23 protein-coding genes are annotated in these 26,365 nt (G+C 67.9%); 12 read left to right on the top strand and 11 right to left on the bottom strand.

Annotated elements, in window-relative coordinates; all coding sequences use genetic code 11:
- Window positions 1–2 precede the first annotated feature (2 nt).
- Window positions 3–260 carry an RnfH family protein gene (locus D7T59_RS08170; protein ID WP_180851999.1) on the top strand — a complete coding sequence of 86 codons (258 nt, stop codon included), beginning with the start codon at window positions 3–5 and terminating at the stop codon, window positions 258–260.
- Between the two features lie 36 nt (window positions 261–296).
- Here D7T59_RS08170 and D7T59_RS08175 read toward each other — a convergent pair whose 3' ends face one another.
- Window positions 297–689: an outer membrane protein assembly factor BamE gene (locus D7T59_RS08175; RefSeq protein WP_006434042.1), complete on the bottom strand. Its 393-nt coding sequence runs from the start codon at window positions 687–689 to the stop codon at window positions 297–299.
- Between the two features lie 103 nt (window positions 690–792).
- Between D7T59_RS08175 and fur the strand changes: the two genes are divergently transcribed.
- Entirely contained in the window at window positions 793–1,200 is a 408-nt protein-coding gene (fur, locus tag D7T59_RS08180; RefSeq protein ID WP_005409235.1) for a ferric iron uptake transcriptional regulator, read from the top strand.
- Between the two features lie 64 nt (window positions 1,201–1,264).
- Here fur and D7T59_RS08185 read toward each other — a convergent pair whose 3' ends face one another.
- Window positions 1,265–2,530 carry an SGNH/GDSL hydrolase family protein gene (locus D7T59_RS08185; RefSeq protein WP_180880453.1) on the bottom strand — a complete coding sequence of 422 codons (1,266 nt, stop codon included), beginning with the start codon at window positions 2,528–2,530 and terminating at the stop codon, window positions 1,265–1,267.
- A 97-nt stretch (window positions 2,531–2,627) separates the two neighbouring features.
- On the opposite strand from D7T59_RS08185, the gene D7T59_RS08190 reads away from it, so the two are divergent.
- Entirely contained in the window at window positions 2,628–3,545 is a 918-nt protein-coding gene (locus D7T59_RS08190; RefSeq protein ID WP_164136523.1) for a LysR family transcriptional regulator, read from the top strand.
- A gap of 110 nt (window positions 3,546–3,655) precedes the next feature.
- Here the strand turns inward: D7T59_RS08190 and recN are convergent, their stop codons facing one another.
- Window positions 3,656–5,317: a DNA repair protein RecN gene (gene recN / locus D7T59_RS08195; RefSeq protein ID WP_180851995.1), complete on the bottom strand. Its 1,662-nt coding sequence runs from the start codon at window positions 5,315–5,317 to the stop codon at window positions 3,656–3,658.
- Window positions 5,318–5,432: 115 nt separating this feature from the next.
- Between recN and hrcA the strand changes: the two genes are divergently transcribed.
- From hrcA to dnaJ, 4 genes are all read left to right on the top strand, one after another.
- Entirely contained in the window at window positions 5,433–6,497 is a 1,065-nt protein-coding gene (gene hrcA, locus D7T59_RS08200) for a heat-inducible transcriptional repressor HrcA (RefSeq protein ID WP_010484463.1), read from the top strand.
- A 63-nt stretch (window positions 6,498–6,560) separates the two neighbouring features.
- Complete coding sequence (gene grpE / locus D7T59_RS08205; RefSeq protein WP_049429553.1) at window positions 6,561–7,076, top strand: nucleotide exchange factor GrpE; 516 nt, start codon at window positions 6,561–6,563, stop codon at window positions 7,074–7,076.
- Window positions 7,077–7,285: 209 nt separating this feature from the next.
- Window positions 7,286–9,208 (top strand): molecular chaperone DnaK, encoded by a 1,923-nt coding sequence (gene dnaK / locus D7T59_RS08210; protein ID WP_180851993.1) that lies wholly within the window; start codon window positions 7,286–7,288, stop codon window positions 9,206–9,208.
- A 154-nt stretch (window positions 9,209–9,362) separates the two neighbouring features.
- Complete coding sequence (dnaJ, locus tag D7T59_RS08215; protein ID WP_164136520.1) at window positions 9,363–10,487, top strand: molecular chaperone DnaJ; 1,125 nt, start codon at window positions 9,363–9,365, stop codon at window positions 10,485–10,487.
- Between the two features lie 107 nt (window positions 10,488–10,594).
- Here the strand turns inward: dnaJ and D7T59_RS08220 are convergent, their stop codons facing one another.
- Window positions 10,595–11,392 carry an AraC family transcriptional regulator gene (locus D7T59_RS08220; protein ID WP_180851991.1) on the bottom strand — a complete coding sequence of 266 codons (798 nt, stop codon included), beginning with the start codon at window positions 11,390–11,392 and terminating at the stop codon, window positions 10,595–10,597.
- A gap of 72 nt (window positions 11,393–11,464) precedes the next feature.
- Between D7T59_RS08220 and D7T59_RS08225 the strand changes: the two genes are divergently transcribed.
- The 3 genes from D7T59_RS08225 to D7T59_RS08235 all read left to right on the top strand — a co-directional run bounded on the left by D7T59_RS08225 (window position 11,465) and on the right by D7T59_RS08235 (window position 15,250).
- A complete protein-coding gene (locus D7T59_RS08225; protein WP_164136518.1) occupies window positions 11,465–12,664 on the top strand; it encodes an MFS transporter in 1,200 nt (399 codons plus the stop codon).
- A gap of 556 nt (window positions 12,665–13,220) precedes the next feature.
- A complete protein-coding gene (pdxY, locus tag D7T59_RS08230; protein WP_164138987.1) occupies window positions 13,221–14,129 on the top strand; it encodes a pyridoxal kinase in 909 nt (302 codons plus the stop codon).
- Window positions 14,126–15,250 carry a prephenate dehydrogenase gene (locus D7T59_RS08235; protein WP_180851989.1) on the top strand — a complete coding sequence of 375 codons (1,125 nt, stop codon included), beginning with the start codon at window positions 14,126–14,128 and terminating at the stop codon, window positions 15,248–15,250. The genes pdxY and D7T59_RS08235 overlap by 4 nt, the downstream gene beginning before the upstream one ends.
- 230 nt (window positions 15,251–15,480) lie before the next feature.
- Here D7T59_RS08235 and D7T59_RS08240 read toward each other — a convergent pair whose 3' ends face one another.
- From D7T59_RS08240 to D7T59_RS08260, 5 genes are all read right to left on the bottom strand, one after another.
- A complete protein-coding gene (locus D7T59_RS08240) occupies window positions 15,481–15,675 on the bottom strand; it encodes a hypothetical protein (protein WP_049428506.1) in 195 nt (64 codons plus the stop codon).
- Window positions 15,676–15,745: 70 nt separating this feature from the next.
- Window positions 15,746–17,518 carry an ABC transporter transmembrane domain-containing protein gene (locus D7T59_RS08245; protein WP_180851987.1) on the bottom strand — a complete coding sequence of 591 codons (1,773 nt, stop codon included), beginning with the start codon at window positions 17,516–17,518 and terminating at the stop codon, window positions 15,746–15,748.
- Entirely contained in the window at window positions 17,511–18,107 is a 597-nt protein-coding gene (locus tag D7T59_RS08250; protein ID WP_180851985.1) for an IMPACT family protein, read from the bottom strand. The genes D7T59_RS08245 and D7T59_RS08250 overlap by 8 nt, the downstream gene beginning before the upstream one ends.
- A gap of 40 nt (window positions 18,108–18,147) precedes the next feature.
- A complete protein-coding gene (locus tag D7T59_RS08255) occupies window positions 18,148–19,173 on the bottom strand; it encodes a hypothetical protein (RefSeq protein ID WP_180851983.1) in 1,026 nt (341 codons plus the stop codon).
- Window positions 19,170–19,688 (bottom strand): RNA polymerase sigma factor, encoded by a 519-nt coding sequence (locus tag D7T59_RS08260; protein WP_238378638.1) that lies wholly within the window; start codon window positions 19,686–19,688, stop codon window positions 19,170–19,172. The genes D7T59_RS08255 and D7T59_RS08260 overlap by 4 nt, the downstream gene beginning before the upstream one ends.
- Window positions 19,689–19,935: 247 nt before the next feature.
- Between D7T59_RS08260 and D7T59_RS08265 the strand changes: the two genes are divergently transcribed.
- Window positions 19,936–22,779 (top strand): bifunctional diguanylate cyclase/phosphodiesterase, encoded by a 2,844-nt coding sequence (locus D7T59_RS08265; RefSeq protein WP_219629798.1) that lies wholly within the window; start codon window positions 19,936–19,938, stop codon window positions 22,777–22,779.
- Window positions 22,780–22,798: 19 nt separating this feature from the next.
- Here the strand turns inward: D7T59_RS08265 and D7T59_RS08270 are convergent, their stop codons facing one another.
- Together D7T59_RS08270 and D7T59_RS08275 are read right to left on the bottom strand one after the other, a co-directional pair.
- Window positions 22,799–23,392, bottom strand: a complete 594-nt coding sequence (locus D7T59_RS08270) for an LOG family protein (RefSeq protein ID WP_049428514.1) — start codon at window positions 23,390–23,392, stop codon at window positions 22,799–22,801.
- A gap of 195 nt (window positions 23,393–23,587) precedes the next feature.
- Window positions 23,588–25,084, bottom strand: a complete 1,497-nt coding sequence (locus D7T59_RS08275; protein ID WP_164138997.1) for an aminotransferase class III-fold pyridoxal phosphate-dependent enzyme — start codon at window positions 25,082–25,084, stop codon at window positions 23,588–23,590.
- A 210-nt stretch (window positions 25,085–25,294) separates the two neighbouring features.
- On the opposite strand from D7T59_RS08275, the gene queA reads away from it, so the two are divergent.
- A complete protein-coding gene (gene queA / locus D7T59_RS08280; protein WP_180851980.1) occupies window positions 25,295–26,362 on the top strand; it encodes a tRNA preQ1(34) S-adenosylmethionine ribosyltransferase-isomerase QueA in 1,068 nt (355 codons plus the stop codon).
- Window positions 26,363–26,365 lie beyond the last annotated feature (3 nt).

A 26,365-nucleotide genomic window follows, 5' to 3' on the forward strand; every position in this document is an offset into this window, starting at 1 on the left:
CGATGATCGAGGTCGAGGTGGTGCTGGCCTGGCCGCAGCAGGTGCTGTCGCGCCGGCTGCAGCTGGACGAGGGCGCGACCGTGGCCGATGCCATTGCCGCCGCCGCACTGGAAGGCAGTGACCGATGCCCGGCTGTGGCCGTGCATGGCGTACTGGCGCGCCCGCAGCAGGTGTTGCTGGAGGGTGACCGCATCGAGCTGCTACGCCCGTTGCAGGCCGACCCCAAGGACAACCGCCGGCGACGCGCGCTCGGCGGTTGATGCCCGCAACCCGTCCGTGGGGACGGGCAGGGGGCCTCAGCGGCCCTTCTTCTTCTTGTCCTTCGGCAGGTTGCGGCCGAACTGGCGCACGGTCTGCTGGGCCAGGGCCTTGTCGTTGCCCGGGAAGTAGTCGCCTTCCCAACGGGTCACGGTGTCATTATCGAAGAACACCACGAAGTTCTTCACTTCGGTACGGCCCAGGCGGTTCACGCGCTGGCTGGAGGTGTAGTCCCAGCGCTGGGCGTGGAACGGATCGGGAATGGACGGGGTGCCCAGCAGCGCGGTGACCTGCTGCTTGCTCTGCCCGACCTGCAGCTTGGCCACGGCATCTTCCCGGATCAGGTTGCCCTGATAGATGGGTTGCTTGTAGATGATGCCGCACCCGGTGGTGGACAGGGCGACGGCGGCGACCAACAGGAGATTGCGCATCGGGACTGGCGGTTGGGGAAATCAAACCGATGATACACTCCCGGCGTGCCACCGCGACCCAATCCGAGGCAGCTGGCGCTAAATCGCCAATGAACGGAGACCTATGGAAACCCACGACCTGCGAAAAGTCGGCCTGAAGGTGACCCATCCACGGATGCGGATCCTGGCGCTGCTCGAACAGCGCAATGCCCAGCACCACATGACCGCCGAAGACATCTACCGCCAGCTGCTGGAGCATGGCGATGAGATCGGCCTGGCTACGGTCTACCGGGTGCTGACCCAGTTCGAGGCCGCCGGCCTCGTGCTCAAGCACAATTTCGAAGGCGGCCAGGCCGTCTACGAGCTGGACCGTGGCGGCCACCACGACCATATGGTCGACGTGGACAGCGGCAAGATCATCGAGTTCGAAAGCCACGAGATCGAGGAGCTGCAGCGCAAGATCGCAGCCGACCACGGCTACGAGCTGGAAGAGCACTCGCTGGTGCTGTACGTGCGCAAGAAGCGCAAGTAAGCCGATCCGGCCAGCCATATGCGACGAAACCCCGGGCTTGCCCGGGGTTTTTCGTTGGGCGGGGTCAGATCCCTTTCCCAGGGGAAAGGGATCTGACCCCAGGGGCTTCGGGTGCGCCCATCAACACCTCCAGATCCACCGCCTCGGCCATCGCCCGGTTACCCGCATCGCCCGGATGCAGGTGGTCGCCGGAGTCGTAGGCAGCGGCCATCCGTGATGGATCGGCGGGGTCGCGCAGCGCCGCGTCCAGGTCGATCACCGCGTCGAACGGGCTGTCGGTGCGCAGCCAGGCATTGAGCTGGCGGCGCAGGGCGTCCTTTTCCGGCTGGTAGTAGTCGTCCAGCGGCGTGCCGGGCAGGGCGCCGGCGAACGGTGTCAGCGTGACGCCCACGATCCGAACGCCACGGCGATGGGCCTGTTCGGCCAGGGCGCGATACCCTGCCTGCAGTTCGGCCAGCGTGGGCCGGGTCTGGTCACGGGCGAACGCTGTGCCGGGCCAGCTGATGTCATTGATGCCGATCAGCACGATCACGCCGGACACCCCAGGCTGGTCCAGTGCATCGCGTTGGAAGCGGGCCAGCGCGGATTCCCCCATGCCATCGCGCAGCAGCCGGCCGCCGGAGATGCCGGCGTTGACCACCGCCACGCCACGCGGTGCCAGACGTGCGGCCAGGTGGTCGGTCCAGCGCTGGTCCTGGTCGAGGCTGGCGGTGGCGCCATCGGTGATCGAATCGCCGATCACCACCACGCTGCGTGCGCTGGCCGGTGCCTCGACCTCGATGCCGGTCAGGAACAGGCGGGCCGTGGTGGCGCTGGCCTCGCTCAGGTCGTGTGCCTGGCTCTGGTCGCCGGGGGCGATCCAGCTGGTCTGGCGGCCGTCCCAATGAAAGGTCTGCAGCGGCGTCGGCCCCGGCACAAAGACGCTGACCTGCAGCGCCTGCCCATCCTGTACAGCCAGCGACAGCGGGTCGCTCAGCCGTTCCTGGCCAGGGTCGATCAGCACCTCGGGCCGGCCATCGAAGCGGAGCGGCTGCGGCATTGAACCTGGCTGCGATGCCACGCTGGCACCGCCGATCCGCAGCGGCTGGGTGCCACAGGCGTTGCTCAACCGCACCCGCAGGCGCGCGCCGCCCAGGCTGATGCGCGCGGTCTGGCGGAAGGTCTGGTCGTGCAGCGACGCCGGTATCAGTGACGGGAACAGGAAGTCCGCTCCCCAGACCGGTTGCGGGCTGGCCTGCCAGCTGGCCACCCAGTGCGGGGTGGGGGCGGCGCTGGCCGCGCTGGACAGGCCGATCAATGCGGTGGCGGCAAGCTGGCTGAAGCGGTTCATCGGGCAATCCCGGGTGGAGGGGAGGCCATGGTGATTCCGCGCTCATCTGTGAACTAGACTGCGCATGGATAATCATCTGTGAACTTGATTCATTGCCATGGCGCGACCCGACATCAACCGATCCGGCGAACTGGAAGTGTTCGTGCGGGTGATCGAGACCGGTGGTTTCTCCGCCGCCGCCCGCACGCTGGACATGACGCCGTCGGCGGTGAGCAAGCTGGTGGCGCGGCTGGAGCAACGGTTGGGTACGCGCCTGCTGCAACGCTCCACCCGCCAGCTGCAGCTGACTCCGGAGGGCTGTGCGTTCTACGAGCGTGGCCTGCGCGTGCTGGCCGACCTTGACGAGGCCGAGCGCTGTGCCAGTGCTCACGCCGAGCCGCGTGGACGCCTGCGGGTCAATTCCAATGTGCCGTTCGGCCAGCATTTCCTGTTGCCGCTGCTGCCGGCGTTCCTCGAGCGCAACCCGCAGGTGGGCGTGGACCTGACCCTCAACGACGAGGTGATCGATCTGCTGGAGCAGCGCACCGACGTGGCGGTCAGGGCCGGCCCGCTGAAGAGCTCCAGCCTGGTGGCACGGCGGCTGGGCGCCACGCGGATGATGATCGTGGCCGCACCGGCCTACGCGCAGCGGCATGGACTGCCGCACAACGCCGAGGAGCTGCTGTCGCACAACCGTCTGGATATCGGCCATGCGCGCGCGATGCAGGGCTGGCCGCTGCTGCAGGACGGACGCGAGCGGATGCTGCTGCCCAGCGGCAACGCCCGTGCCAGCAACGGCGATGCACTGCGCCAGCTGGTGCTGGGGGGGCTGGGCATGGCACGGCTGGCTGCGTTCCAGGTGCAGGCCGACATCGCTGCCGGGCGCCTGCTGCCGGTGCTGGAGGAAGCCAATCCCGGTGACCTGGAAGAGGTGCACGCGGTGTTCCTGGGGCAGGGCGGCTACCTGCCTCTGCGGGTGCGCGCGTTCCTGGATTACCTGGTGGAGAACGTCGACCTGACGCAGCCACGGGGGTAGTGCCGGCCGCTGGCCGGCAGCCTCATGATCTTCGCCGACCCGCATCGGGTTGCCGGCCAGCGGCCGGCACTACCGCGCGGAAGCCGGGCCCATGCCCGGCTCGGCCGGCGTTACGCCTGCAGCAGCTTGCGCGCGGCGGCGCGCGCTTCCTTGCTCACTTCCACGCCACCGAGCATGCGTGCCAGCTCTTCCTCGCGCGCCTTGCTGTCCAGCTTTTCCACTGCGCTCTGGGTCATGCCCTCCACCGGCGCCTTGCTGACCCGGTAATGCGCGTGGCCCTTGGAGGCGACCTGCGGCAGGTGGGTCACGCACAGTACCTGGCGCTTCTCGCCGAGCGCGCGCAGCTTCTGGCCGACGATGTCGGCCACCGCGCCGCCGATGCCGGAGTCGACCTCGTCGAACACCATGGTCGGCACCGCATCCAGGTCCAGCGCGGCTACTTCGATGGCCAGCGAGATACGCGACAGTTCACCGCCCGAAGCGACCTTGCGCAGCGCACGCGGTGGCTGGCCAGCGTTGGCCGCGACCAGGAACTCCACGCGTTCGGCACCCTGCGGATCGGGCTTGCCGGCATCCTGCGGCTCCAGTTCGATCAGGAACTGGCCACCGCCCATGCCGAGCTCGGCGATGATGCCGGTGGTGGTAGCCGACAGCTCGGCGGCGGCATTGCGACGGCTGGCGGTCAGCACCTCGGCCTGCACGCGCCAGGCCGCAGCGGCCTTGTCGATCTCGCCGGCCAGGCGCTGCAGGCGCTCGTCGGCACCGCGCAGCTGCTCCACTTCGGCGTGCATGCGCTCGCGCTGCGCACCCAGCTCGTCCATCGGTACGCGATGCTTGCGGGCCAGGTCGTGCAGGCGGCCGAGGCGGCGCTCGTTCTCTTCGAACTGCTCCGGGTCGGCATCGAGGTCGTCGTGTACCCGGTCCAGCAGCGACAGGGCTTCATGCAGCTGGATCGAGGCGTTCTCGATCAGCCCGTCCACCTCGCCCAGGCGCGGGTCGTGTTCGATCAGGCGTGACAGCTCGTGGCGCACCTGCTGCAGCAGGTCCAGTGCGGAACTGCCGTCGTCGCCGTTGAGCTGGTTGCTGGCCGCCTGGCAGGCGCTCAGCAGGGCGCTGGCGTGGGCCTGGCGGCGGTGGCTGGCGCCGAGTGCGGCAATCGACTCCGGCTCCAGGTCTTCACGGTCGAGCTCGCGCAGCTGGTGCTCCAGGAAGCCGATCCGGTCACTGACGTCGCCCTGTTGCGACAGCGCCAGCGATTCATCGACCAGTGCCTGCCAGGCCGCGGCGGCGCGGCGCACCTGGCGGCGTTCGTTCTCGTTGCGTGCATAGGCGTCGAGCAGGGCCAGCTGCGACGGGCGCGTCAGCAGGGCCTGCTGTTCGTGCTGGCCGTGGATCTCCACCAGCAGCGAGGCCAGGTCGCCCAGCTGTGCCAGGGTCACCGGGCGGCCGTTGATCCAGGCCCGCGAGCCACCGTCGGCGCGGATCACCCGGCGCAGCTGGCACTGTTCCTCATCGTCCAGCTCGTTGTCGGCCAGCCACTGGCGCGCGGCCTGCAGCTGGTCCAGCGCGAACTCGGCCGAAAGCTCGGCGCGGGCGGCGCCATGGCGGACCACGCCGCTGTCGGCGCGCAGGCCGGACAGGAAGCCCAGCGCGTCGACCATCAGCGATTTGCCGGCGCCGGTCTCGCCTGAAACCACGGTCATGCCTGGCCCGAACTCCAGTTCGGTGGCGCGGACGACGGCGAAATCCTTGATCGAAAGATGTCTGAGCATGGGTAAGGGGGTATCAGCAGCCGCGCAACGCTAGCACGCGGGCGAGGGAGGTCCAATGACTTGCCAAGGTGATGCGCCGCCATTATCTAGTGTCCGTGTCTCACAGGTTGATTCCATGCACGGTTCTCCCGACCAGCTTGCCCCGCGTGCGCGCCATCTGCTGCGCACGCTGATCGCGCGTTACATCCAGGACGGTGAGCCGGTCGGCTCGCAGACGCTGGCGCGCGTGGCCGGCCTGGAGGTCAGCCCGGCCACCATCCGCAACATCCTCGGCGACCTGGAAGACCTGGGGCTGCTGGCCTCGCCGCATACCTCGGCCGGGCGCGTCCCGACCGCGCATGGCTACCGGGTGTTCGTCGACAGCCTGCTGCAGATGCAGCCGCCGGGCGAGGGCGAGCTGGCCCGGTTGCGCCAGGAGCTGGCCGGCGGCGGCAGCACCCAGGCCCTGCTCGGCAGTGCCTCGGAGCTGCTGTCGGCGATGAGCCATTTCGTCGGCGTGGTCAGCGCGCCGCGTCGCGAGCAGTTCGCCTTCCGCCAGATCGATTTCGTGGCGCTGGACGGGCGCCGGGTGCTGGCGATCCTGGTGTTCGCCGACAACGAGGTGCAGAACCGGGTCATCGAGACCCGCCAGGAGTTCGCGCCGGGGCAGCTGGAGCAGGTCGCCAACTACCTCAATGCCCATTTCGCCGGCCTGCCGATGGCCGAGATCCGCACCCGCCTGCTGCTGGAGCTGCGCGACGCCCGTTCCGAGCTGGAGCAGCTGCTGGCGCACAGCATCGAGCTGGCCGAGCAGGCCCTGCAGCCGGCGGCAGACGACATGCTGGTGGCCGGCCAGACCCGTCTGATGGGGGTGCAGGACCTGTCAGACCTGGAGCGCCTGCGCGAGCTGTTCGAGCTGTTCTCCAGCAAGCGCGAGATCCTGCAGCTGCTGGAACGGACCATCCAGGCCCCCGGCGTGCGCATCTTCATCGGCGAGGAGACCGGGATGATGCCGCTGCAGGGCGTCTCGCTGGTCACCGCCCCGTACACCGCCAACGGCCAGGTGCTGGGCGTGCTGGGGGTGATCGGACCCAAGCGGATGGCCTACGACCGCATGATCCCGCTGGTCCAGGCCACCGCCGACGTGCTTGGCGCGGCCTTTTCGCCGGCCGGCCGCACGCCGGGAACATCCGACGCTTGAAACGCAGCATCCCGCCCACACTAGGGTGGGTGGAGGCGGAGATTGACCGCCAGGGACCCAGACATGAACCACGAACATCCAGATATCGAATCCCAGCAGAGTGCCGCTGATGCGGCTGCCGCCGCCGGCGTCAACGACGAAGTGGAGCGCCTGCGCGCCGAAGTCGAGCAGATCAAGGCCGATGCGCTGCGTGAGCGCGCCGACCTGGAGAACCAGCGCAAGCGCGTGGCCCGTGACATCGAGCAGGCCCGCAAGTTCGCCAACGAGAAGCTGCTGGGCGAGCTGCTGCCGGTGTTCGACAGCCTGGATGCCGGCCTGAAGGCCGCCGGCGACGACCCGCACCCGCTGCGCGAAGGCCTGGAGCTGACCTACAAGCAGTTGCTGAAGGTGGCCGCCGACAACGGCCTGGTCCTGCTGGACCCGATCGGCCAGCCGTTCAACCCGGAGCACCACCAGGCCATCAGCCAGGTGCCGACTCCGGGCGCTGCCCCGGGCAGCGTGGTCACCGTGTTCCAGAAGGGCTACCTGCTCAACGAGCGCCTGCTGCGGCCGGCGCTGGTGGTGGTGGCCGCCGACTGACTGCCGCGTGGGGCAAGGCCGCCGGGCATGGCCCGGCGCTACCTGGCCCCGATCGGCATCGTCGGGCCATGCCCGGCGAAGGTTTTCCAGGCGCTGAACACAGCGTTCGGGAGATGGCTTGAATGTTCCACGAGCCTCCCCCACATCGTATTCATCCACCGGCCGAACGGCCGGACTGACCCCAACAAGCATCCTCAGGAGTCTCCCCCATGGGCAAGATCATTGGTATCGACCTCGGCACCACCAACTCGTGCGTGGCGATCATGGACGGCGGCAAGGCCCGCGTCATCGAGAATTCGGAAGGCGATCGCACCACCCCGTCGATCGTCGCCTACACCAAGGACGGCGAAGTCCTGGTCGGCGCCTCGGCCAAGCGCCAGGCCGTGACCAACCCGAAGAACACCTTCTACGCGGTGAAGCGCCTGATCGGCCGCAAGTTCACCGACGCCGAAGTGCAGAAGGACATCGCCCACGTCCCGTACAGCATCCTGGCCCATGACAATGGCGACGCCTGGGTGGCCACCAGCGATGGCAAGAAGATGGCCCCGCAGGAAATCTCGGCCAAGGTGCTGGAGAAGATGAAGAAGACCGCCGAGGACTTCCTCGGTGAGAAGGTTACCGAAGCGGTCATCACCGTGCCGGCCTACTTCAACGACAGCCAGCGCCAGGCGACCAAGGACGCCGGCCGCATCGCCGGCCTGGACGTCAAGCGCATCATCAACGAGCCGACCGCGGCTGCGCTGGCCTATGGCCTGGACAAGGGCGACAACAAGGATCGCAAGATCGTGGTGTACGACCTGGGCGGCGGCACCTTCGACGTCTCGGTGATCGAGATCGCCAACGTCGACGGCGAGAAGCAGTTCGAAGTGCTGGCCACCAACGGCGACACCTTCCTGGGCGGCGAAGACTTCGACAACCGCGTCATCGAGTACCTGGTTGAAGAGTTCAACAAGGACCAGGGCATCGACCTGCGCAAGGATCCGCTGGCCCTGCAGCGCCTGAAGGACGCGGCCGAGCGCGCCAAGATCGAGCTGTCCAGCGCCCAGCAGACCGAAGTGAACCTGCCGTACGTCACCGCTGACGCCTCGGGTCCGAAGCACCTGAACATCAAGCTGACCCGCGCCAAGCTGGAAGCGCTGGTGGAAGACCTGATCAAGAAGTCGATCGAGCCGTGCCGCGTTGCCCTGAACGATGCCGGCCTGCGTTCGAGCGACATCAGCGAAGTGATCCTGGTCGGTGGCCAGACCCGCATGCCGAAGGTGCAGCAGGCGGTGACCGAGTTCTTCGGCAAGGAACCGCGCAAGGACGTCAACCCGGACGAAGCCGTGGCACTGGGTGCTGCGATCCAGGGCGGCGTGCTGGGCGGCGACGTCAAGGACGTGCTGCTGCTGGACGTGACCCCGCTGTCGCTGGGCATCGAGACCATGGGCGGCGTGTTCACCAAGATCATCGAGAAGAACACCACCATCCCGACCAAGGCCTCGCAGGTGTTCTCCACCGCCGAGGACAACCAGTCGGCGGTGACCGTGCACGTGCTGCAGGGTGAGCGCGAACAGGCCCGCTTCAACAAGTCGCTGGCCAAGTTCGACCTGTCCGGCATCGAGCCGGCCCCGCGTGGCCTGCCGCAGGTGGAAGTGTCCTTCGACATCGACGCCAACGGCATCCTGCACGTGTCGGCCAAGGACAAGAAGACCAACAAGGAACAGAAGGTCGAGATCAAGGCCGGTTCGGGCCTGTCCGAGGAAGAGATCGCGCGCATGGTCGCCGACGCGGAAGCCAACCGCGAAGAAGACAAGAAGTTCCAGGAGCTGGTGCAGGCCCGCAACCAGGCCGACGCCTTGATCCACGGCACCCGCAGCGCCATCACCGAGCACGGCAGCAAGGTCGGCGGCGAAGTGATCGGCAAGGTCGAAGCGGCGCTGGCTGATCTGGAAACCGCGATGAAGGGCGACGACAAGGCACAGATCGAAGCCAAGTCGAAGGCACTGGAAGAAGCTGGCCAGTCGCTGTTCGCTGCCGCTTCGGCCGACCAGGGCGCTGCCCCGGGTGCCGACGCCGGCAATGCCGACAAGGCGCAGGACGACGTGGTCGACGCCGAGTTCACCGAAGTCAAGGACGACAAGAAGTCCTGATCCGGACCGACACGGGACGCTGGCCATCAGCGTCCCGTCGTCGCATCAGGGTCCTGACCGCCCACCGGCGTGTCGGGGCGCCCGACGCAAGAGCGGACCTGGTTCCGCTCTTCCGCTTTGACGAATCCCGACTTTCCGGAACCCGATCCACGATATGAGCAAGCGCGATTACTACGAAGTGCTGGGCGTTGCCCGCACCGCCACCGACGACGAGCTGAAGAAGGCGTACCGTCGCTGTGCGATGAAGTTCCACCCGGACCGCAACCCGGGTGATGCGGCGGCCGAAGCCTCCTTCAAGGAGTGCAAGGAAGCCTACGAAGTGCTGTCCGACGGCAACAAGCGCCGCATGTACGACAGCCACGGCCACGCTGCGTTCGAGCACGGCATGGGCGGCGGTGGTCCGGGCGGCCCGGACATGAACGATATCTTCGGCGATATCTTCGGCAACATCTTTGGCGGTGGCGGCGGTGGTCCGCGCCAGGCCCGTCGCGGCGCCGACATCGGCTACGTGATGGAGCTGGACCTGGAAGAAGCCGTACGCGGCGTCGAGCGCCGCATCGAGATTCCGAGCCTGGCCGAATGCGGCGACTGCGATGGCAGTGGCTCGGAAGACGGCAAGGTTGAAACCTGCAACGTGTGCCATGGCCGCGGCCAGGTGCGCATCCAGCGCGGCATCTTCGCCATGCAGCAGGCCTGCCACAACTGCGGTGGCCGTGGCCAGATCATCGCCAAGCCCTGCAAGACCTGCCACGGCAACGGCCGTGTCGAGGAAGACAAGGTGCTGTCGGTGAAGGTGCCGGCCGGCGTCGATACCGGCGACCGGATCCGCCTGCAGGGCGAGGGCGAAGCCGGCCCGGCCGGTACGCCGCCGGGTGACCTGTACGTGGAAGTGCGCGTGCGCGAGCATGCGATCTTCCAGCGCGATGGCGACGACCTGCACTGCGAAGTGCCGATCCGCATCTCGCAGGCGGCACTGGGCGACACGGTGCGCGTGGCCACCCTGGGCGGCGAAGCGGAAATCCGCATCCCGGCCGAGACCCAGACCGGCAAGCTGTTCCGCCTGCGCGGCAAGGGCGTGCGTTCGGTGCGCAGCCGCAGCGAAGGCGACCTGTACTGCCGCGTGGTGGTGGAGACCCCGGTCAACCTCACCACCGAACAGCGCAAGCTGCTGGAACAGTTCGAAGCCACCTTCGTCGGCGAGGAAGCGCGCAAGCACTCGCCGAAGTCGGCCACCTTCATGGATGGCGTGAAGGGCTTCTGGGACCGCATGACGTCCTGAGTTTTCAACGCAAGCGTTGAACGGTAGCGCCGGGCCATGCCCGGCGTTTTCGCATGCGGGCGCCGGCTGCATTGCGCCGGGCATCGCCCGGCGCTACCGGGGAACGCTCACCGGAAAAACGCCGCCGGCGTCTGCCCCAGCTGGCGCTTGAACATGCTGGTGAACGCACTCGGGCTGTCATATCCCATCGCCAGCGCCACATCGATCACCTTCTCGCCGACTGCCAGCCGTTCCAGCGCAGCCAGCAGGCGCGCCTGTTGCCGCCACTGGCCGAAGGTCATGCCCAGTTCGCCGCCGAAGTGGCGCTGGATGGTTTTCACGTCCACCTCCAGCGCCTGCGCCCAGTCCTGCAGCGTGGCGTCATCGCCGGGGTGCTTCTGCAGGTGCTGGCAGATCCGCTGCAGGCGTGGATCGGTGGGGGCGGGCAGGTGCAGCGGCAATACGTCCATGCGGTGCAGTTCGTCCAGCAGCAGGCGCACCACGCGGCCATCGCGGCTGTCTTCGATGTGATCGCCCTTGATCAGGGTGGCTGCCTGCAGCAGTTCGCGCAGCAGCGGTGCCACCTGTACCGCGAACGGTTCGGCCGGCAACTGCGAGGCGAATGACGGGTCGATGTACAGGCTGCGCATGTGCACGGCGGCGATGCAGTCCACCGCGTGCACCATGCCCGCCGGCATCCAGATCGCACGGGTGGAGGGTACGACCCAGCGACCGACTTCCGAGCGCACCACCATCAGCCCGGAGATGGCATAGACCAGCTGGTGGCGCTGGTGCTTGTGCCCTGCGATATGGGTGCCGGCCGGGTACTGGGTAACCCGGTAGGTGACCGGGCGATGCAGTGGCACATCGCGCCACGGCGCAGCCGGGTCGACGTCGCCGGTAATGTCCTTTTTGCGATAGGCCATGACCCGAACGCGGCAGAAGGGAGGGGAGGGCAACCGTAGCATGCGTGGCTCGCCCCCAACCTGACTGCGCCCATGTCTGCCTTGGCTTCTCCCGCAACGACCTCACGTCCGGTGGCTCCCGGTGTGCTGGCTGCCATTTCCACCTCGCATGTCGTCAACGACATGATGCAGTCGCTGATCCTGGCCATCTATCCAGTGATCAAGGGCGGCTTCAACCTGAGCTTTACCCAGATCGGCCTGATCACGCTGACCTACCAGCTCACCGCTTCCATCTTCCAGCCACTGATTGGCGCAGCCACCGACCGTCGCCCGGCGCCGTACTCGCTGCCGATCGGCATGGCCTCGACCCTGTGCGGCATGTTGCTGCTCGGCTTCGCACCCAACTATGCGGTGGTGCTGATGGCTGCTGCGATGGTCGGCATTGGTTCGGCCATCTTCCACCCGGAAGCCTCGCGCATCGCGCGGCTGGCCTCGGGCGGCCGCCATGGCTTCGCGCAGTCGGTGTTCCAGGTGGGCGGCAACTTCGGTACCGCGCTCGGCCCGCTGATTGCTGCAGCGGTGATCGTGCCGTATGGCCAGCACGCGGCATCGTGGTTTGCCGGCGCCGCGCTGATTGGCATTGCGCTGCTGACCTATGTCGGCCGCTGGTACGCGCTGCACCTGGGCGCCCCGCGCCCGGCCAGCACCGTCTCGATGGCTCCGCGCCATCCGCCGCGCACCGTGGCCAAGGTGCTGGCGATCCTGCTGGTGCTGATCTTCAGCAAGTACTTCTACATGGCCAGCATCGGCAGCTACTTCACCTTCTACCTGATCCACCACTTCGGCATTCCGGTGGCACAGGCGCAGCTGCACCTGTTCGCGTTCCTGGTGGCGTCGGCCGCCGGTGGCTTCCTCGGCGGCCCGCTGGGTGACCGCATCGGCCGCAAGCCGATCATCTGGACCTCGATCCTGGGCGTGGCGCCGTTCGCGCTGATGCTGCCGCATGCCGATCTGTTCTGGACGACGGTGCTGGCCGTGCTGATCGGCTTCGTGCTGTCCTCGGCGTTTTCGGCGATCGTGGTGTATGCGCAGGAAATGATGCCGCACCGCATCGGCATGGTCTCCGGCCTGTTCTTCGGCTTCGCGTTCGGCATGGGCGGACTGGGTGCCGCGGTGCTGGGCCTGCTGGCGGACAAGACCAGCATCGAATACGTGTACCAGCTGACCGCGTTCCTGCCGTTGCTGGGTATCGTGGCGGCGTGGCTGCCGCCGTCGCGGCCTGCTGTTCACTGAGGGGGTGTGGGTTTGCAGGGCTTGCAGCCCTGCACCTGCCGAAGCAACGTCAACGTCAACAGCAGAAGCTGGCTATCCGTGGGTTGGCGGGGTGGGTCCGGTTGAGGGGGACGCTGCAAGTACGTCCCTGTAAGCTCGGTCGCCGCATCCATGCGGCTCACGCCCCCTCAACCGGACCCACCCCGCCTTCGACAGTTGGCCGCGATCTGTCGGACAGCTCGCGGGGTCAGATCCGTTTTCCGAAGKAAAACGGATCTGACCCCATTTTCGTGTATCGATATCTGACAGATTTCATCCACGCATGGCGTGGATCTACCAACCGTCATTGGAAGTCTGTCAGGGGTGGGGCGGTGTGGGATGGCAGGACCGTTGGCGCCATGGATGGCGCCATCGAGCCCCCATGGATGGGTTTACGGCGTGTCCTGCCATCCCACACCGCTCCGCCAAGCACACAGACAACCCAGAGCCGGCTGTTGCCTTTGACGTTGATCTGGCCTGCAAGCAGGTGCAGGGCTGCAAGCCCTGCCGAAAACCCCCTTGGGCGTAGAATGCGGTCATGAGCGAATCCCTTGATAACCACCTGGTCCACGGCCGCCGCCAGCGGCCGGATGGCCCGTCGCCGATCGATGTCATCTCGGTCCAGTCGCAGCTTGTGTACGGCCACGCCGGCAACAGCGCCGCCGTGCCGCCGATGCGCGCCCTCGGCGTGCGCGTAGCCGAAATCCCGACCGTGCTGCTCAGCAATGCGCCGTTCTACGACACCACCCGCGGCCGCGTACTGCCCGCTGACTGGTTCGCCGACCTGCTGCTGGGCACCCGCGAACGTGGCCTGCCGCAGCGGGCGAAGATGCTCGTCTCCGGGTACTTCGGCAGTACCGCCAACGGTGCCGCCTTCGCCGACTGGCTGGACGGGATCCTGCCGGCCTGCCCGCAGCTTCGCTACTGCCTGGACCCCGTCATCGGCGACACCCACACCGGCCCCTATGTGGAGCCGGGCCTGGAAGCGATCTTCGCCGAGCGCCTGCTGCCGCATGCGTGGCTGGTCACGCCGAACGCCTTCGAACTCAATCGCCTCACCGGCATGCCGGCGCTCGCCGAGGCCGATGCCATCGCGGCCGCACGCACGCTGCTGGACCGGGGGCCGCACTGGGTGATCGCGCACAGCGTGGGCGGCAACCCGGGCGAACTGGTGACCCTGGCCGTCGGCCGCGAAGAAGCCTGGCGATGGACCTCGCCGCTGCTGCCGGTGGACGTGGCCGGCACTGGCGATGTGCTGATGTCGCTGGTGGTGTCGTTCCTGCTGCGAGGTGAATCGATGCAGCAGGCGATCTCGCGTGCGATCGCCGGCACTCATGCGGCGTTGGAAGCAACCCTGGCCAATGGCTTCGAAGAGTTCGACGTGATCGCTGCCGCGCCTGCTGCGCTGGCCGAAGGCACGCGCTTCCGCGCCGAACGCGTGGCATGAGCGGCCTGCTCGAACGCACGCCGCGCACGGTCGGCATCGTCGGAAGTGCAGGCGCCTACGGGCGCTGGCTGACCGGCTTCTTCCAACAGCACATGCAGCTGCAGGTGATCGGCCATGACCCGGCGGATCCGCAATCGCATACGCCGGAGCAGCTGTTGGCGCAGGCCGACGTGCTGGTGTTCTCGGCACCGATCCGGCATACGCCCGCGTTGATCGCCGAGTACGTGCGGCGGTCCGCAGGCCGCGAGCGCGATCGCCTGTGGCTGGACGTGACCTCGGTGAAGGAGGCGCCGGTGCAGGCGATGCTGGCCTCGCAGGCCGAGGTGGTCGGGCTGCACCCGATGACCGCGCCGCCCAAGGCGCCCACCCTGAAGGGCCGGGTGATGGTGGTCTGCCAAGCACGGCTGCAGCACTGGCAACCCTGGGTCGATGCGTTGTGCGCGACGCTGCAGGCCGAGTGCGTGCGCGCAACCCCGCAGCACCACGACCAGATGATGGCGCTGGTGCAGGCGATGGTGCATGCCACCCATCTGGCCCAGGCCGGCGTGCTGCGCCAGTATCAGCCGCAGCTGGGCGACCTGGCCGCGATGATGCCGTACCGTTCGGCGTCCTTCGAACTGGATACCGCGATCATCTCGCGCATCCTGTCGTTGAACCCGGCGATCTACGAGGACATCCAGTTCGGCAACCCGTACGTGGCGCCGATGCTGGAGCACTTGGTCGCCCAGCTTCAGGCCCTGCAGGCCCAGGTCGGGCAGGGCGACGACATCGCACGCAGTGCATTCCGTGAGCAGCTGCTGTCGGCCAATCGCAGTGCGTTCGGCGAGCACGCGCTGGCCGAGGGCAACTACACCTTTGAACGCGTGGGCTATCTGCTGGCAGACCTGACCGAGCGCAACGCGCTGTCGGTGCACCTGCCGGAAGACCGGCCGGGTTCGCTGCGCGAACTGCTGAACGTGTTCGAGCAGCATCGCATCAGCCTGGCCTCGATCCACTCCTCGCGCACGCCGGGCGGCGAAGTCCATTTCCGCATCGGTTTCGTTGCGGGCAGCGACCCTGCAGCGATCAGCCTGGCGGCGGCCGAAGTGGATGCCAGCGGCATCGGGCGCGTGCTCGGCTGAGCACATTCATCCACAGGCGGTGTGGATGGTTTCTGAGCAAACGTGTGGATAACCGCGTGCAGCCCTTGGCAGCCAAGGCTGTCAAGATGGTTGATCAAAAATTGATCACGCCTTTTGTACAGTCGAGCGATGCTCGACTGCCCTTGGCAAAAGGCGTGTCGACCAAGGTCGACACCTGCCAGAGCGGGGCGATGCGAAATCCGGTAGCGCCGGGCCATGCCCGGCGAACCTCAGATCGTCAGCCTCAGCTCTCCACCGCTGGTGGTGAATTCGCGCCCATTGCGCACCAGCAGGCGACCGTCGTCAAGCTCGTAGCGGGGCGTGGCTTCGGAGTGGTGCCCGCTGCCATTCGCCTCGGGCTTGAACTCGATGATGATGTGGCTTTCACCGTGGCTGTCGACGGCGGGAAACTGACGGAACGACATCGTGCACCTCCTTCAGCGGATGCTGTTGATGCGGTGTCAGCTTCACTCCGCCGATGTTAGCCGGCCGTCATCAATCGATGAACTGCAGTCGTGCCAGTTCAGCGTACAGACCGCCTTCGGCCAGCAGCTGTGCGTGCGTCCCTTCCGCCACGATGCGGCCCTGGTCCATCACCACGATGCGGTCGGCCTTGAGCACGGTGGCCAGGCGGTGCGCGATCACCAGCGTGGTACGGCCCGCCATCAAGCGCTCCAGGGCCTGCTGCACGCCATGTTCGCTCTGTGCGTCCAGCGCGCTGGTGGCTTCGTCCAGCAACAGGATCGGTGCGTCCTTCAGCAGTGCGCGTGCAATCGCCACACGCTGCTGCTGGCCACCGGACAGGCGGGCGCCGCGCTCGCCCAGCTCACTGTCATAGCCCTGCGGCAACGCGCGCAGGAAACCGTCTGCCTCTGCGGCGCGTGCGGCAGCCTCGACCTCGGCATCGCTGGCCTCCAGGCGGCCATAGCGGATGTTGTCGCGCGCACTGGCGGCAAACAGCGTCGGCTGCTGCGGCACCAGCGCCAGCTGTCCACGCAGCTCGGCCGGGTCGGCCTGGCGCACGTCGATGCCATCCACGCAGATGCGGCCACCGGCCGGATCGTGGAAGCGCAGCAGCATCGACAGCACCGTGCTCTTGCCCGCGCCTGACGGGCCGACCAGGGCCACGGTCTCGCCCGGGCGCACGTGCAGGTTGAAATGGTCCAGCGCGGCCTGGTCCGGTCGCTGCGGGTAGTGGAACACCACGTCGTCGAACTGGATCTCGCCACGCAGCGGCTGCGGCAGCACGTGCGGCTGCGCCGGCGCGCGGATCTCGATGTCTTCCTGCAGCAGTTCGCCGATGCGGCCCATGCCGCCGGCCGCGCGCTGCAGTTCGTTCCAGACTTCGGCCAGCGCACCGACCGAGCCACCGCCGATCAGTGCATACAGCACGAACTGGCCCAGGGTGCCTGCGCTGAGGCGACCGTCGATGACATCGTGCGCGCCCAGCCACAGCACGCCGACGATGGCGCCGAACACCAGCAGGATGGCGCTGGCGGTGACCAGCGACTGCGCGCCGATGCGGCGCCGCGCGGCCTTGATGGCATCGCCCAGCGCGTGGTCGAAGCGGCCACGCTCGTAGGGCTCGCGTGCATGCGCCTGCACCGTCCGTACGGCGCCCAGGGTCTCGCTGGCCAGGCTGTTGGCATCGGCGATGCGGTCCTGGCTGCTGCGCGCGACGGTGCGCAGCTTGCGTGCACCGATGATGATCGGCAGTACCGCAAGCGGAATGCCCAGCAGCGACCAGGCCGCCAGCCGCGGGCTGGTGACGAACAGCATCGCCAGGCTGCCGACCACCGTGACGCTGCTGCGCAATGCCACCGACATGGTGGAGCCGACCACGCTGCGCAGCAGTTCACTGTCGGCGGTCAGGCGCGAGACCAGTTCACCACTGCGGCTGCGGTCATGGAACCCGGCACCGAGCTGGATCAGGTGCGCGTACAGGCGGCTGCGCAGGTCAGCCACGACCTTTTCGCCCAGCAGCGACACGAAGTAGAAGCGCGCGGCGGTGGCCAAGGCCAGCACCACGGCCACCAGCATCAGCAGGGCGAAGGCGCGGTTGATCTGGCCACCGCTGCTGAAGCCATGGTCGATCATCTGCTTGACCGCCGGCGGCAGGCTCAGCGTAGCCGCCGAAGACACCGCCAGGGCCAGCAGCCACGCGGTGAACAGCCCACTGTGGCGCCGCACGAAAGGCCATAGCGTGCGCAGGCTGCCGAGGCGGCGCAGTGGCGGGGGCGAGGCGGGGGCGCCGTCCTTGTCAGTCATCCTGGTGGTCGTCTTCTATGCGGATACGGTCACGAGTGGCGTCGCGCAGGCGGATTTTCAATGCGTCGACCTGATCGGCCGGCAATTCAACGCGCAGGCACACCCCGTTCGCGTCGAACTGTTCATCGCGCTTCTCCGCGCCGAATGCCGGCAGGGCCGCATGCAGGGTGCCCAGGTCTTCGAAGCCGGCCTGCAGCTGCAGCCGTGCCATGGCGACCAGCGCCAGCCGCGGCGCGGTGCGCAGGCATTCTGCGGCGGCGCCGCCGTAGGCCCGCACCAGGCCGCCGGCACCGAGCTTGATGCCACCGTACCAGCGCGTCACCACCACCATCACCCGGTCGAAGCCCTGTCCGTCGATCGCGGCCAGGATCGGCCGCCCGGCGGTGCCTGCCGGCTCGCCATCATCGCTGGAGCGGTAGTCCTGGCCATGCCGGTAGGCCCAGCAGTTGTGCGTGGCGTCGGCCACGCCAACCTGTTGCAGGAACGCCAACGCTGCGGGGGCGCCGTCGATCGGCGCGGCATGGGCGATGAAGCGGCTGTGTTTGACTTCCAGCGTGTGGCTGACGGGCTGGGCGAGAGTATCGAGCATTCCCCCCATTCTACGGTGTTGCCGGGGAGCCCCGTCCGTTTCAGTCGTACAGCAGCGGGCGCAGGTCGCGCGGCAGGCGCGCTTCCGGATACTGCTGGATGTAGCGTTCCAGGCTGGCGCGGGCGAGGTCGCGCTGGCCCTGGTCACGGCGCTCGCGGATCTTCTGCAGCCATTGCCGGCGTGGCAGGCGTGCGTCTGCGTCTACTTCGGCCTGCACCGTGTCCGCACTCAGTCCGGCTTCGCTGCCGCGGCGCATGACGCCGGGTGCCGAGCGGTTGGCGCTGACGCGCTTGCTCGAAGTGACCTGGACCCGATCGAGTGCCGGCGCCGGCTCGGCATCGGCTGTGCTGGCTGCAACTGGCGCAGCGCTGCGCTCCTGCATGGCGCCGACCGGAGCCGGTGCGGATGCTGGAGCGGGCGCGGCGTAGGCGACCGGTACCGGTGGCGCGGGTGCCGGCGGCGGAGGGGGCAACGCCGCGAAGGCGGTATCGGCGACAGGCTCTGCGACGCGTGCGCGTGCCACCTCCGCCTTCGCCGAGGCGGGGGCTGGCGCTTCAGCAGGCGCTGCCGGGGCTGGCACCGGGGCACGGGCGAGGGCGGGTGCCGGAGCGGCGGCGGGCGCCGCCTGGGAAGCGGTGGGGGGCACCGTCTGAGGTGCGGCGAGTGGCGCCGCCTCTGGCGCGGGCGGAGCGGGAGCCATCGCAGTCTCGGCAGCATTGCCTTGGGCGGTCTGGTCGGCCACGGCGTCGTCAGCGGCAGGCGCGGCGGCGACCTGCGCTTCACTGGCCGGAATCGGCGGCGGCTCCGGGCGCAGCTGCCAGGCGATGCCGATGGCGAACACCATCGAGGCGGCGATGCCGAACACTGCCGGCCAGCGTGGGCGTGCTTGCCGTGCGCGCGGTGCGTCCGCAGAGGCAGCGGCGCCAGCGGCCGGAGCATCCACGGCGGCACGCGCCGCGGCCAGGATGGCAGCATCCAGCGCGGGCGGCGGTGCCTGCTCGGCGCGGCGGCCAAGCAGGCGCGCCAGCTCGCGTTCTTCCGGCGTCAGCGGTTCGTCTCGGTTCATGCGTTCAGTCCCGCACGCAGCTTGTCCATCGCATAGCGCAGCCGCGATTTCACGGTTTCCCGGCCTACGCCGGTGATCTGGCCGATCTCCTCCAGGCTCAGTTCCTGATCCAGCCGCAGCTGCAGCACTTCGCGCTGCTCGGGCGGCAGTTGCTCCATCGCCAGCTGGATGCGGCGACGTTGTTCGAATTCAGAGAGCTCCGCTTCCGGGGTCTGCCCATCCTCGATCGCCGCCAGGCGCAGATCGGCGTCGGCCGGTGCAGCCGGGCGATGGCGGGCCGCGCGCCAATGGTCGTTCAGGCGGTTGTGGGCGATGCGGAACAGCCAGGTGCTGAACGCCGCCTCGGGTTGCCAGCCGGCACGCGCGCTGATCACCCGCTGCCACACGTCCTGGAAGATCTCTTCGGCCAGCGCGGTGTCGCGCAGCTGCCGCAGCAGGAAGCCGAACAGGCGCTTGCGATGGCGCGCATACAGGCTTTCGAACGCGCGCAGGTCGCCACCGGCCCAGGCCAGCATCAAGGCTTCATCGGTTGGCAGTGCGCTGGCTTCCACGGCGTACAGGGTAAGGCCTGCAGGCGGTGGCGCATAGCCGGTGACAGGGACGGGCAGGGCGAGGTTCATGGCATGGAAGCGGCTACGGACAGCACGAAAAACGTACGGGCGCACGATTCGGGGTTTACGGGCTTCCATTGCCCCCCGGGTGGCGCGCTATGCTCGGCGGCTCAGGGGAGGCGACGCACAGACGGCGCCAAGAGATTGTCATTTGTCCACGCATGCTGAATCGGCGGAAGAGCCATCACACGAGGCCGTGTTGAGCACGGCGCTGGTGCGCGCGTTGCATGCGCTGTTGCCGGAGACGGCGATGGTCCGCGTCGGTTGGGACGACCCGCAGCTGGGATGTGGCCAGGGGGGCTGGCCCTTGCTTGCGAGGGACAGCGCTGCATCCATGGAGCCCGGCACCGGCCATGGCCAGCACGGCTGGGAGTATGACGGTGCGCGGCTGCTGCTGTCGGTTGCAGGCGCGGCGCCTTCACCCGCGTGGTGGGGGCTGGCCCGGCAGGCGATGGAGCTGGCCCTGCAGCGCGGCCGCCAGGCCGGCCAGATCAAGGCACTGGAAGAAGCCGAGCGGCTCCAGCAGGCGCTGTTCCAGATCGCCGACCTGGCCGGTGCCGACCTGGAGATGGGCGAGATGCTGCGCCACGTGCACGGTGTGCTGGGCACGCTGATGTACGCGGAGAACTGCTACATCGTCGAGTACGACGATGTGCGTGAACAGATCCGCTTCCTGTACTTCGCCGACCAGGTGGATGACTTCGTTGCTGATCCGTCGCAGAGCCATGACGCCAACGAGATGCCGCGCAGCCTGACCGTGGCGCTGCTGCGCCATGGCAAGCCGCTCAGTGGCCCGTCGCGCGAACTGCTGGCGCGGGTGGTTGAACAGGAGCATGACCCGCAGCGCGGTCCGGAAAGCCTTGACTGGCTGGGCGTGCCGATGCTGCGCGATGGCCGTGTCTGCGGCGCCATCGTGGTGCAGAGCTACGAGCATGCCGCCCGCTATGGCGAGGCGGAGCGGGCCCTGCTGGGCTTCGTTGCCCAGCACGTCCAGACTGCGATGGACCGGCGCCAGGCGCAGGTGCGGCTGGAACAGCAGGTGGAGCGGCGCACGCTCGAGCTGCAGCGCGCCAACCGCAGCCTGCAGGATGAGGTGGCCGAGCGTCGCCGCGCCGAACAGCTGCAGACCGCGCTGTACAACATCGCCGAGATGGCGATGTCGGCCGACAGCCTGGCCCAGTTCTACGGCCAGGTGCACGGTGTGGTCGGGCGCCTGCTCGATGCCCGCAATTTCTACATCGCGCTGGTCAACCCGGCTGGCAACGGGCTGGACTTCGTCTATTCGGTGGACGAGCACAATGCCAGCCGCGCGCCACGGCCGTTCAGCCGCGGCCTGACCGAGTACGTGGTGCGCAACCGGCGCCCGCTGCTGGCGTCACGCGCGCAGATCGATGCGCTGCTGGCCAGTGGTGAAGTGCGCGAGTCCGGCGCGCGCTCGCATTGCTGGCTGGGCGTGCCGCTGCTGCGCGACGATGAGGTGGTGGGTGCGATCGTGGTGCAGAGCTACAGCGAGAACAGCACGTTCAGCGTGCATGACCAGCGCCTGCTGATCTTTGTCGCGCAGAACATCGGCACCGGGCTGGCCCGGCAGCGCGACCAGCAACGGCTGCGTTCGGCGCATGCCGAGCTGGAAAAGCGCGTGGAAGAGCGTACCCGCGAGCTGGCCGAAGTGAACGAGAAGCTGCTCGGCCAGATCGGCGAGCGCCTGCGCGCCGAGCAGCGCCTGACCCACCAGGCCATGCACGATGCGCTGACCGGCCTGCCCAACCGCCTGCACCTGCTGGATCGCCTGCAGGATGCCCTGGCATTGGCCAGGCGCGAGGGCGGGCCGGTATTTGCCGTTCTGTTCCTCGACCTTGATCGCTTCAAGCTGGTCAACGACAGCATCGGCCACGCCGCCGGTGACCGCATGCTGGTGGAAGTGGCCAAGCGCATCGTGTCGATGGCCGGTACCGAAGATGTGGTGGCACGGCTCGGCGGTGATGAGTTTGCCGTGCTGCTGCAGTGCCCGCAGGGCCTGGCGCAGGCACTGGATTTCGGCCAGCGGCTGCTGCTGGCGTTGCAGGAATCGATGTGGATCGCCGGGCGCGAACTGTTTCCGTCCGGCAGCCTGGGCATTGCCCTGTGGAATCCACGCTACCGCACCGGTGAAGAGTTGCTGCGTGATGCGGACGCAGCGATGTACCGGGCCAAGGCGCAGGGTCATGACCGTTGTGCGATCTTCGACGAGGACATGCGCGAAGAAGCCATGCGCAGCCTGGACCTGGAAGCCGATCTGCGCCGTGCGATCAACAACCGCGACTTCCTGCCGTTCTACCAGCCGATCGTGCGCTTGTCCGACGGCGAAGTGGTCGGGCACGAGGCGCTGCTTCGCTGGCAGCATGAGCGTCGTGGCCTGCTGCTGCCCGGCGCGTTCCTGGAACTGGGCGAAGAGAGCGGCCTGATCGAACAGGTGGACTGGCTGATCTACGAGCAGGTCATCGCGGGGCTGGCACGGGGGGGCGAAGGCTACGTCTCGGTGAACGTGTCGCCCCGGCATTTCCGCTCGGCGGAGTTCAGTGATCGCCTGTTCGGCCTGCTCGACAGCTGCGGTGCCGATCCGCGCCGGCTGCGCCTGGAAATCACCGAGGTGGCGTTGCTGGACGACGGTCCGCACACGCTGCGCATCCTGCAGGGCCTGCGCGAGCGCGGCATCCAGGTGCAGCTGGATGATTTCGGCACCGGCTTCTCCGCGTTGTCCTACCTGCATCGCTTCCCGATCAGTACGCTGAAGATCGACCAGAGCTTCATCGCCGGCCTGCATGGCCCGGAAGTGCAGAGTACGCGCGCGCTGGTCGAGGGCGTGCTGTCGCTGGCGCGCACGCTGGGCATCGAAACCATCGGCGAAGGCATCGAGACCGACGCGCAGCGGCAGACCCTGCGTGAACTGGGCTGCGACTACGGCCAGGGCTACCTGTTGGGGCGGCCCGCCCCGTGGGCGCACGCGGCGGCCTGAGCCACCGCGTGCAGCTGGATCATCGCAGGGCGGCGCGGCGCTTCTCGTCGATCCACTTCGAGGCCTGCGCCGGCTGGTAGTTCTTCATCCACTCCAGCATCTCTTCGATGTCCGAGCCGTACCACAGGTCCTGGCGCTGGTCCGGGTGCAGGAAGCGCTCTTCCACCATGCGGTCGATCATGCCGATCAACGGGGCGTAGAAACCTTCCACGTCGAGGAACGCGCATGGCTTGTTGCCGATGCCCAGCTGGCGCCAGGTCAGCATCTCGAAGATCTCTTCCATGGTGCCGAAGCCGCCGGGCAGGGTGACGAAGCCGTCGGCGAGGTCGAACATGCGTGACTTGCGTTCATGCATCGAACCGACGATTTCCAGTTCGGTCAGGCCACGGTGGGCCACTTCCCAATCGGCCAGCTGGCGCGGGATCACGCCGGTCACCTCGCCGCCGGCGGCGAGCACGGCATTGGCCACGGTTCCCATCAGGCCGACGTTGCCGCCGCCATACACCAGGCGCAGGCCATCGCGGGCGATGCGGTCACCCAGGGCAATGGCGCGTTCGGTGTAGGCCGGCTTGCTGCCAGCGTTGGAACCGCAGTACACACAGATCGATTTCATGGATCTTCCTGTCTCTTGGCCGGAAACGAAAACGCCCCATCGCCGACCGCAGAGCGGTCAGGGACGGGGTGTCGTTGGATTATGGACCTTCGTTGTTGCCGTCTGTAGAGCCGAGCCATGCTCGGCTGATCTTCGTTCAGATCGCGGCAAGCCCTGAGTCGAGCATGGCTCGACTCTACAGAGGGCAAGCCAGGCTTACGCCGCCGCGGCCTGCTCGCGGCGCGGGCCTTCACGCAGGGCGCGGCCGACCATGCCCACCAGCAGGTCCAGCTCCTCGCTGTCCATGCCGAAGTGCGGGGTGAAGCGCAGCGAGTTCTCGCCACCGTGGATCACGTTGATGCCGTGCTGGCGCAGCCATTCCTCGGTGGAGTTGGCGCCGTAGCACTTGAACTGCGGGGCCAGCTCGCAGGAGAACAGCAGGCCAGTGCCCTGCACCTTGGTGATCAGGCCACCCAGCTCACCCTTGAGCTGCTCCAGCTTGCGCACGGCCTCGGCACCGCGCTCGGCGATGTTGGCACGCACCTGCGGGGTCAGCTGGGCCAGGGTGGCGCAGGCCACGTCCAGCGCGCGCGGGTTGCTGGTCATGGTGTTGCCGTAGATGCCCTTGCGGTACAGCTGCGCGGCATGCTCGGTCACCGCCAGCACCGACAGCGGGTACTGCGCCGCGTTGAGCGCCTTGGAGTAGGTCTCCATGTCCGGCGGGTCCAGGCCTTCGAAGCCAGGGTAATCGACCACCGACAGCACGCCATGCGCGCGCAGGCCGGCCTGGATCGAGTCCAGCAGCAACAGGCTGCCATGCGCACGGGTCAGCTCGCGCGCAACGGCATAGAACGACGGCGGCACCGAGCGGCCGGGGTCGCCTTCGCCCATCACCGGCTCCAGGAACACCGCCTCGATGAACCACTGGTTGCGCGCGGCATCCTCGAACACCTTGCGCAGGCCGGCCTCGTCATAAGGCGCCACGGTGATCACCGAATCCTCGCCACGGTAGCTGGCCAGGTGCTGCATGTAGCTCTTGCGGCTGGAATCGGAGTACAGCGCCGGGCGGTCGGTGCGACCATGGAAGCTGCCCTTGACCACCACGCGCTTGATCGCGGCACCGGCGTGTCGGGCACCCGGGTCGGTCTGCAGCTTGGCGTTGACGTCGGCGATGCGGGCGGCCAGGCCGACCGCTTCGGAGCCGGAATTCAGGCACATGAAACGGGTGAACGGGCAGCCGCCACGACGGTGGCCGATCTCGGCGCGCAGGGCAGTGATGAAGCGCTGCTGCGACAGGCTCGGGGTCATGATGTTGGCCATCACCTGCGGGCGGGCCATCGCTTCCAGCACGGCGTCCGGGGTATGCCCGAAACCGAGCATGCCGTAACCGCCGGCGTCGTACAGCACGGCGCCCTTCAGCGTGACCACCCACGGGCCGCGCGCGGCCAGTGCCACATACGGGGTCACCGCGTCATCGGCATAGAAATTGACGAAACCGTCCTGCATCGCGTCGATCTGCGCCTGTTCGTCCTGCGCCAGCAGCGGCCCCAGGTCGGCCTGCACGCGCGCGAATTCCTCGGCGGCGGCGTCCACCGCGGCGACCAGCTGCGGGTGGCGGGCGGACAGGGCGGTCAGGGTGGCATCGTCCAGGCCGGTGGTGAGGCGGGTGCCGGGCTGGCTGCGCAGGGGGGCGAGGCGTTCGATGAAGCTCATTGCAGATCTCCTGAAACAATGGGTCGCACGGGTCTTCAAAAGCAAAACGCGCGTCATCACGCGCGCTTGGGGCAGGCTCGTGCAGCGGACTTCCGGCTCGATGCTAGCACTTGTTTTTTTGCGCGATAACCCCGCAGAAACCTGCTGCATAGCAGCATTTTGCGCGACGTTCGCCGCGAAGCGCGCCGGCTCGCAGACGCTGGACGTACAATGCGCGCCATTGTCGACCTGTTGCCGCCCACTGCCTTGAAGAAGTCCGATTTCCATTACGACCTGCCCGCTGAACTGATCGCGCAGGCTCCTCTGGCCGAGCGCTCCGCCAGCCGCTTGATGCTGGTGCCGCCGGCGCCTGCAGACTTCACCGATGTGCAGGTGCGCGACCTGCCGTCGCTGCTGCAGCCGGGCGACCTGCTGGTGTTCAACGACACCCGGGTGATCCCGGCGCGCCTGTTCGGGCAGAAGGCCAGTGGTGGCCGCGTGGAGATCCTGATCGAGCGCTTGCTTGGTGGCCAGCAGGCCCGCGCACAGGTCGGTGCCAGCAAGTCGCCGAAGGCGGGCAGCCGCATCGCGCTGGATGCCGGCGGTGAAGCGGAAGTGCTGGGCCGTGACGGCGAGTTCTACGTGCTGCAGTTCCATGTACCCGAGTCGCTGGAGCAGTGGCTGCTGCACGCCGGCCGCCTGCCGCTGCCGCCCTACATCCAGCGCGAGCCGGGCGTGGACGACCGCGAGCGCTACCAGACGGTCTTCGCACGCGAAGTGGGTGCGGTGGCCGCGCCGACCGCCGGCCTGCATTTCGACGAACCGCTGCTGACGGCGCTGAAGGACAAGGGCGTGGACTTCGGCCACGTCACCCTGCACGTGGGCGCGGGCACCTTCCAGCCGGTGCGTGCCGATGACCTGAAGGACCACGTGATGCACCGCGAGTGGCTGAACGTGGGCGCCGAACTGGTGCAGCAGGTGCGGCGCACGCGCGCCGCCGGCGGCCGCGTGATCGGCGTCGGCACCACCGTGGTGCGCGCGCTGGAAAGCGCGATGCGCGATGGCGAATTGTTGCCGTTCGCCGGCGAGACGCAGATCTTCATCACCCCCGGATACCGCATCCGCAGCGTCGACGCGATGGTGACCAACTTCCACCTGCCGGAAAGCACGCTGCTGATGATGATCTCGGCCTTTGCCGGCAAGGAGCGCGTGTTCGAGGCCTACCGGCACGCGATCGAACAGCGCTACCGCTTCTTCAGCTACGGCGACGCGATGCTGCTGTTCCCGCAGGCGGGCTGACCA

The organism is Stenotrophomonas maltophilia (assembly GCF_013464915.1).
Classification (GTDB): domain Bacteria; phylum Pseudomonadota; class Gammaproteobacteria; order Xanthomonadales; family Xanthomonadaceae; genus Stenotrophomonas; species Stenotrophomonas maltophilia_AT.

Excerpts from the sequence above, each read along its gene's own strand:
- D7T59_RS08185 (WP_180880453.1), bottom strand. The coding sequence starts at position 2,530 with ATGAACCGCTTCAGCCAGCTTGCCGCCACCGCATTGATCGGCCTGTCC.
- D7T59_RS08260 (WP_238378638.1), bottom strand. The coding sequence starts at position 19,688 with ATGCTGGCCTGGGCCGGTGGCGACCTGCGCGCGTTCGAAAGCCTGTAT.
- D7T59_RS08240 (WP_049428506.1), bottom strand. The coding sequence starts at position 15,675 with ATGTCGTTCCGTCAGTTTCCCGCCGTCGACAGCCACGGTGAAAGCCAC.
- dnaK (WP_180851993.1), top strand. The coding sequence starts at position 7,286 with ATGGGCAAGATCATTGGTATCGACCTCGGCACCACCAACTCGTGCGTG.
- D7T59_RS08225 (WP_164136518.1), top strand. The coding sequence starts at position 11,465 with ATGTCTGCCTTGGCTTCTCCCGCAACGACCTCACGTCCGGTGGCTCCC.
- D7T59_RS08170 (WP_180851999.1), top strand. The coding sequence starts at position 3 with ATGATCGAGGTCGAGGTGGTGCTGGCCTGGCCGCAGCAGGTGCTGTCG.
- recN (WP_180851995.1), bottom strand. The coding sequence starts at position 5,317 with ATGCTCAGACATCTTTCGATCAAGGATTTCGCCGTCGTCCGCGCCACC.
- fur (WP_005409235.1), top strand. The coding sequence starts at position 793 with ATGGAAACCCACGACCTGCGAAAAGTCGGCCTGAAGGTGACCCATCCA.
- D7T59_RS08255 (WP_180851983.1), bottom strand. The coding sequence starts at position 19,173 with ATGAACCGAGACGAACCGCTGACGCCGGAAGAACGCGAGCTGGCGCGC.
- D7T59_RS08275 (WP_164138997.1), bottom strand. The coding sequence starts at position 25,084 with ATGAGCTTCATCGAACGCCTCGCCCCCCTGCGCAGCCAGCCCGGCACC.
- pdxY (WP_164138987.1), top strand. The coding sequence starts at position 13,221 with ATGAGCGAATCCCTTGATAACCACCTGGTCCACGGCCGCCGCCAGCGG.
- grpE (WP_049429553.1), top strand. The coding sequence starts at position 6,561 with ATGAACCACGAACATCCAGATATCGAATCCCAGCAGAGTGCCGCTGAT.
- D7T59_RS08270 (WP_049428514.1), bottom strand. The coding sequence starts at position 23,392 with ATGAAATCGATCTGTGTGTACTGCGGTTCCAACGCTGGCAGCAAGCCG.
- queA (WP_180851980.1), top strand. The coding sequence starts at position 25,295 with ATGCGCGCCATTGTCGACCTGTTGCCGCCCACTGCCTTGAAGAAGTCC.
- dnaJ (WP_164136520.1), top strand. The coding sequence starts at position 9,363 with ATGAGCAAGCGCGATTACTACGAAGTGCTGGGCGTTGCCCGCACCGCC.
- D7T59_RS08235 (WP_180851989.1), top strand. The coding sequence starts at position 14,126 with ATGAGCGGCCTGCTCGAACGCACGCCGCGCACGGTCGGCATCGTCGGA.
- D7T59_RS08250 (WP_180851985.1), bottom strand. The coding sequence starts at position 18,107 with ATGCTCGATACTCTCGCCCAGCCCGTCAGCCACACGCTGGAAGTCAAA.
- D7T59_RS08245 (WP_180851987.1), bottom strand. The coding sequence starts at position 17,518 with ATGACTGACAAGGACGGCGCCCCCGCCTCGCCCCCGCCACTGCGCCGC.
- hrcA (WP_010484463.1), top strand. The coding sequence starts at position 5,433 with ATGCACGGTTCTCCCGACCAGCTTGCCCCGCGTGCGCGCCATCTGCTG.
- D7T59_RS08220 (WP_180851991.1), bottom strand. The coding sequence starts at position 11,392 with ATGGCCTATCGCAAAAAGGACATTACCGGCGACGTCGACCCGGCTGCG.
- D7T59_RS08175 (WP_006434042.1), bottom strand. The coding sequence starts at position 689 with ATGCGCAATCTCCTGTTGGTCGCCGCCGTCGCCCTGTCCACCACCGGG.
- D7T59_RS08190 (WP_164136523.1), top strand. The coding sequence starts at position 2,628 with ATGGCGCGACCCGACATCAACCGATCCGGCGAACTGGAAGTGTTCGTG.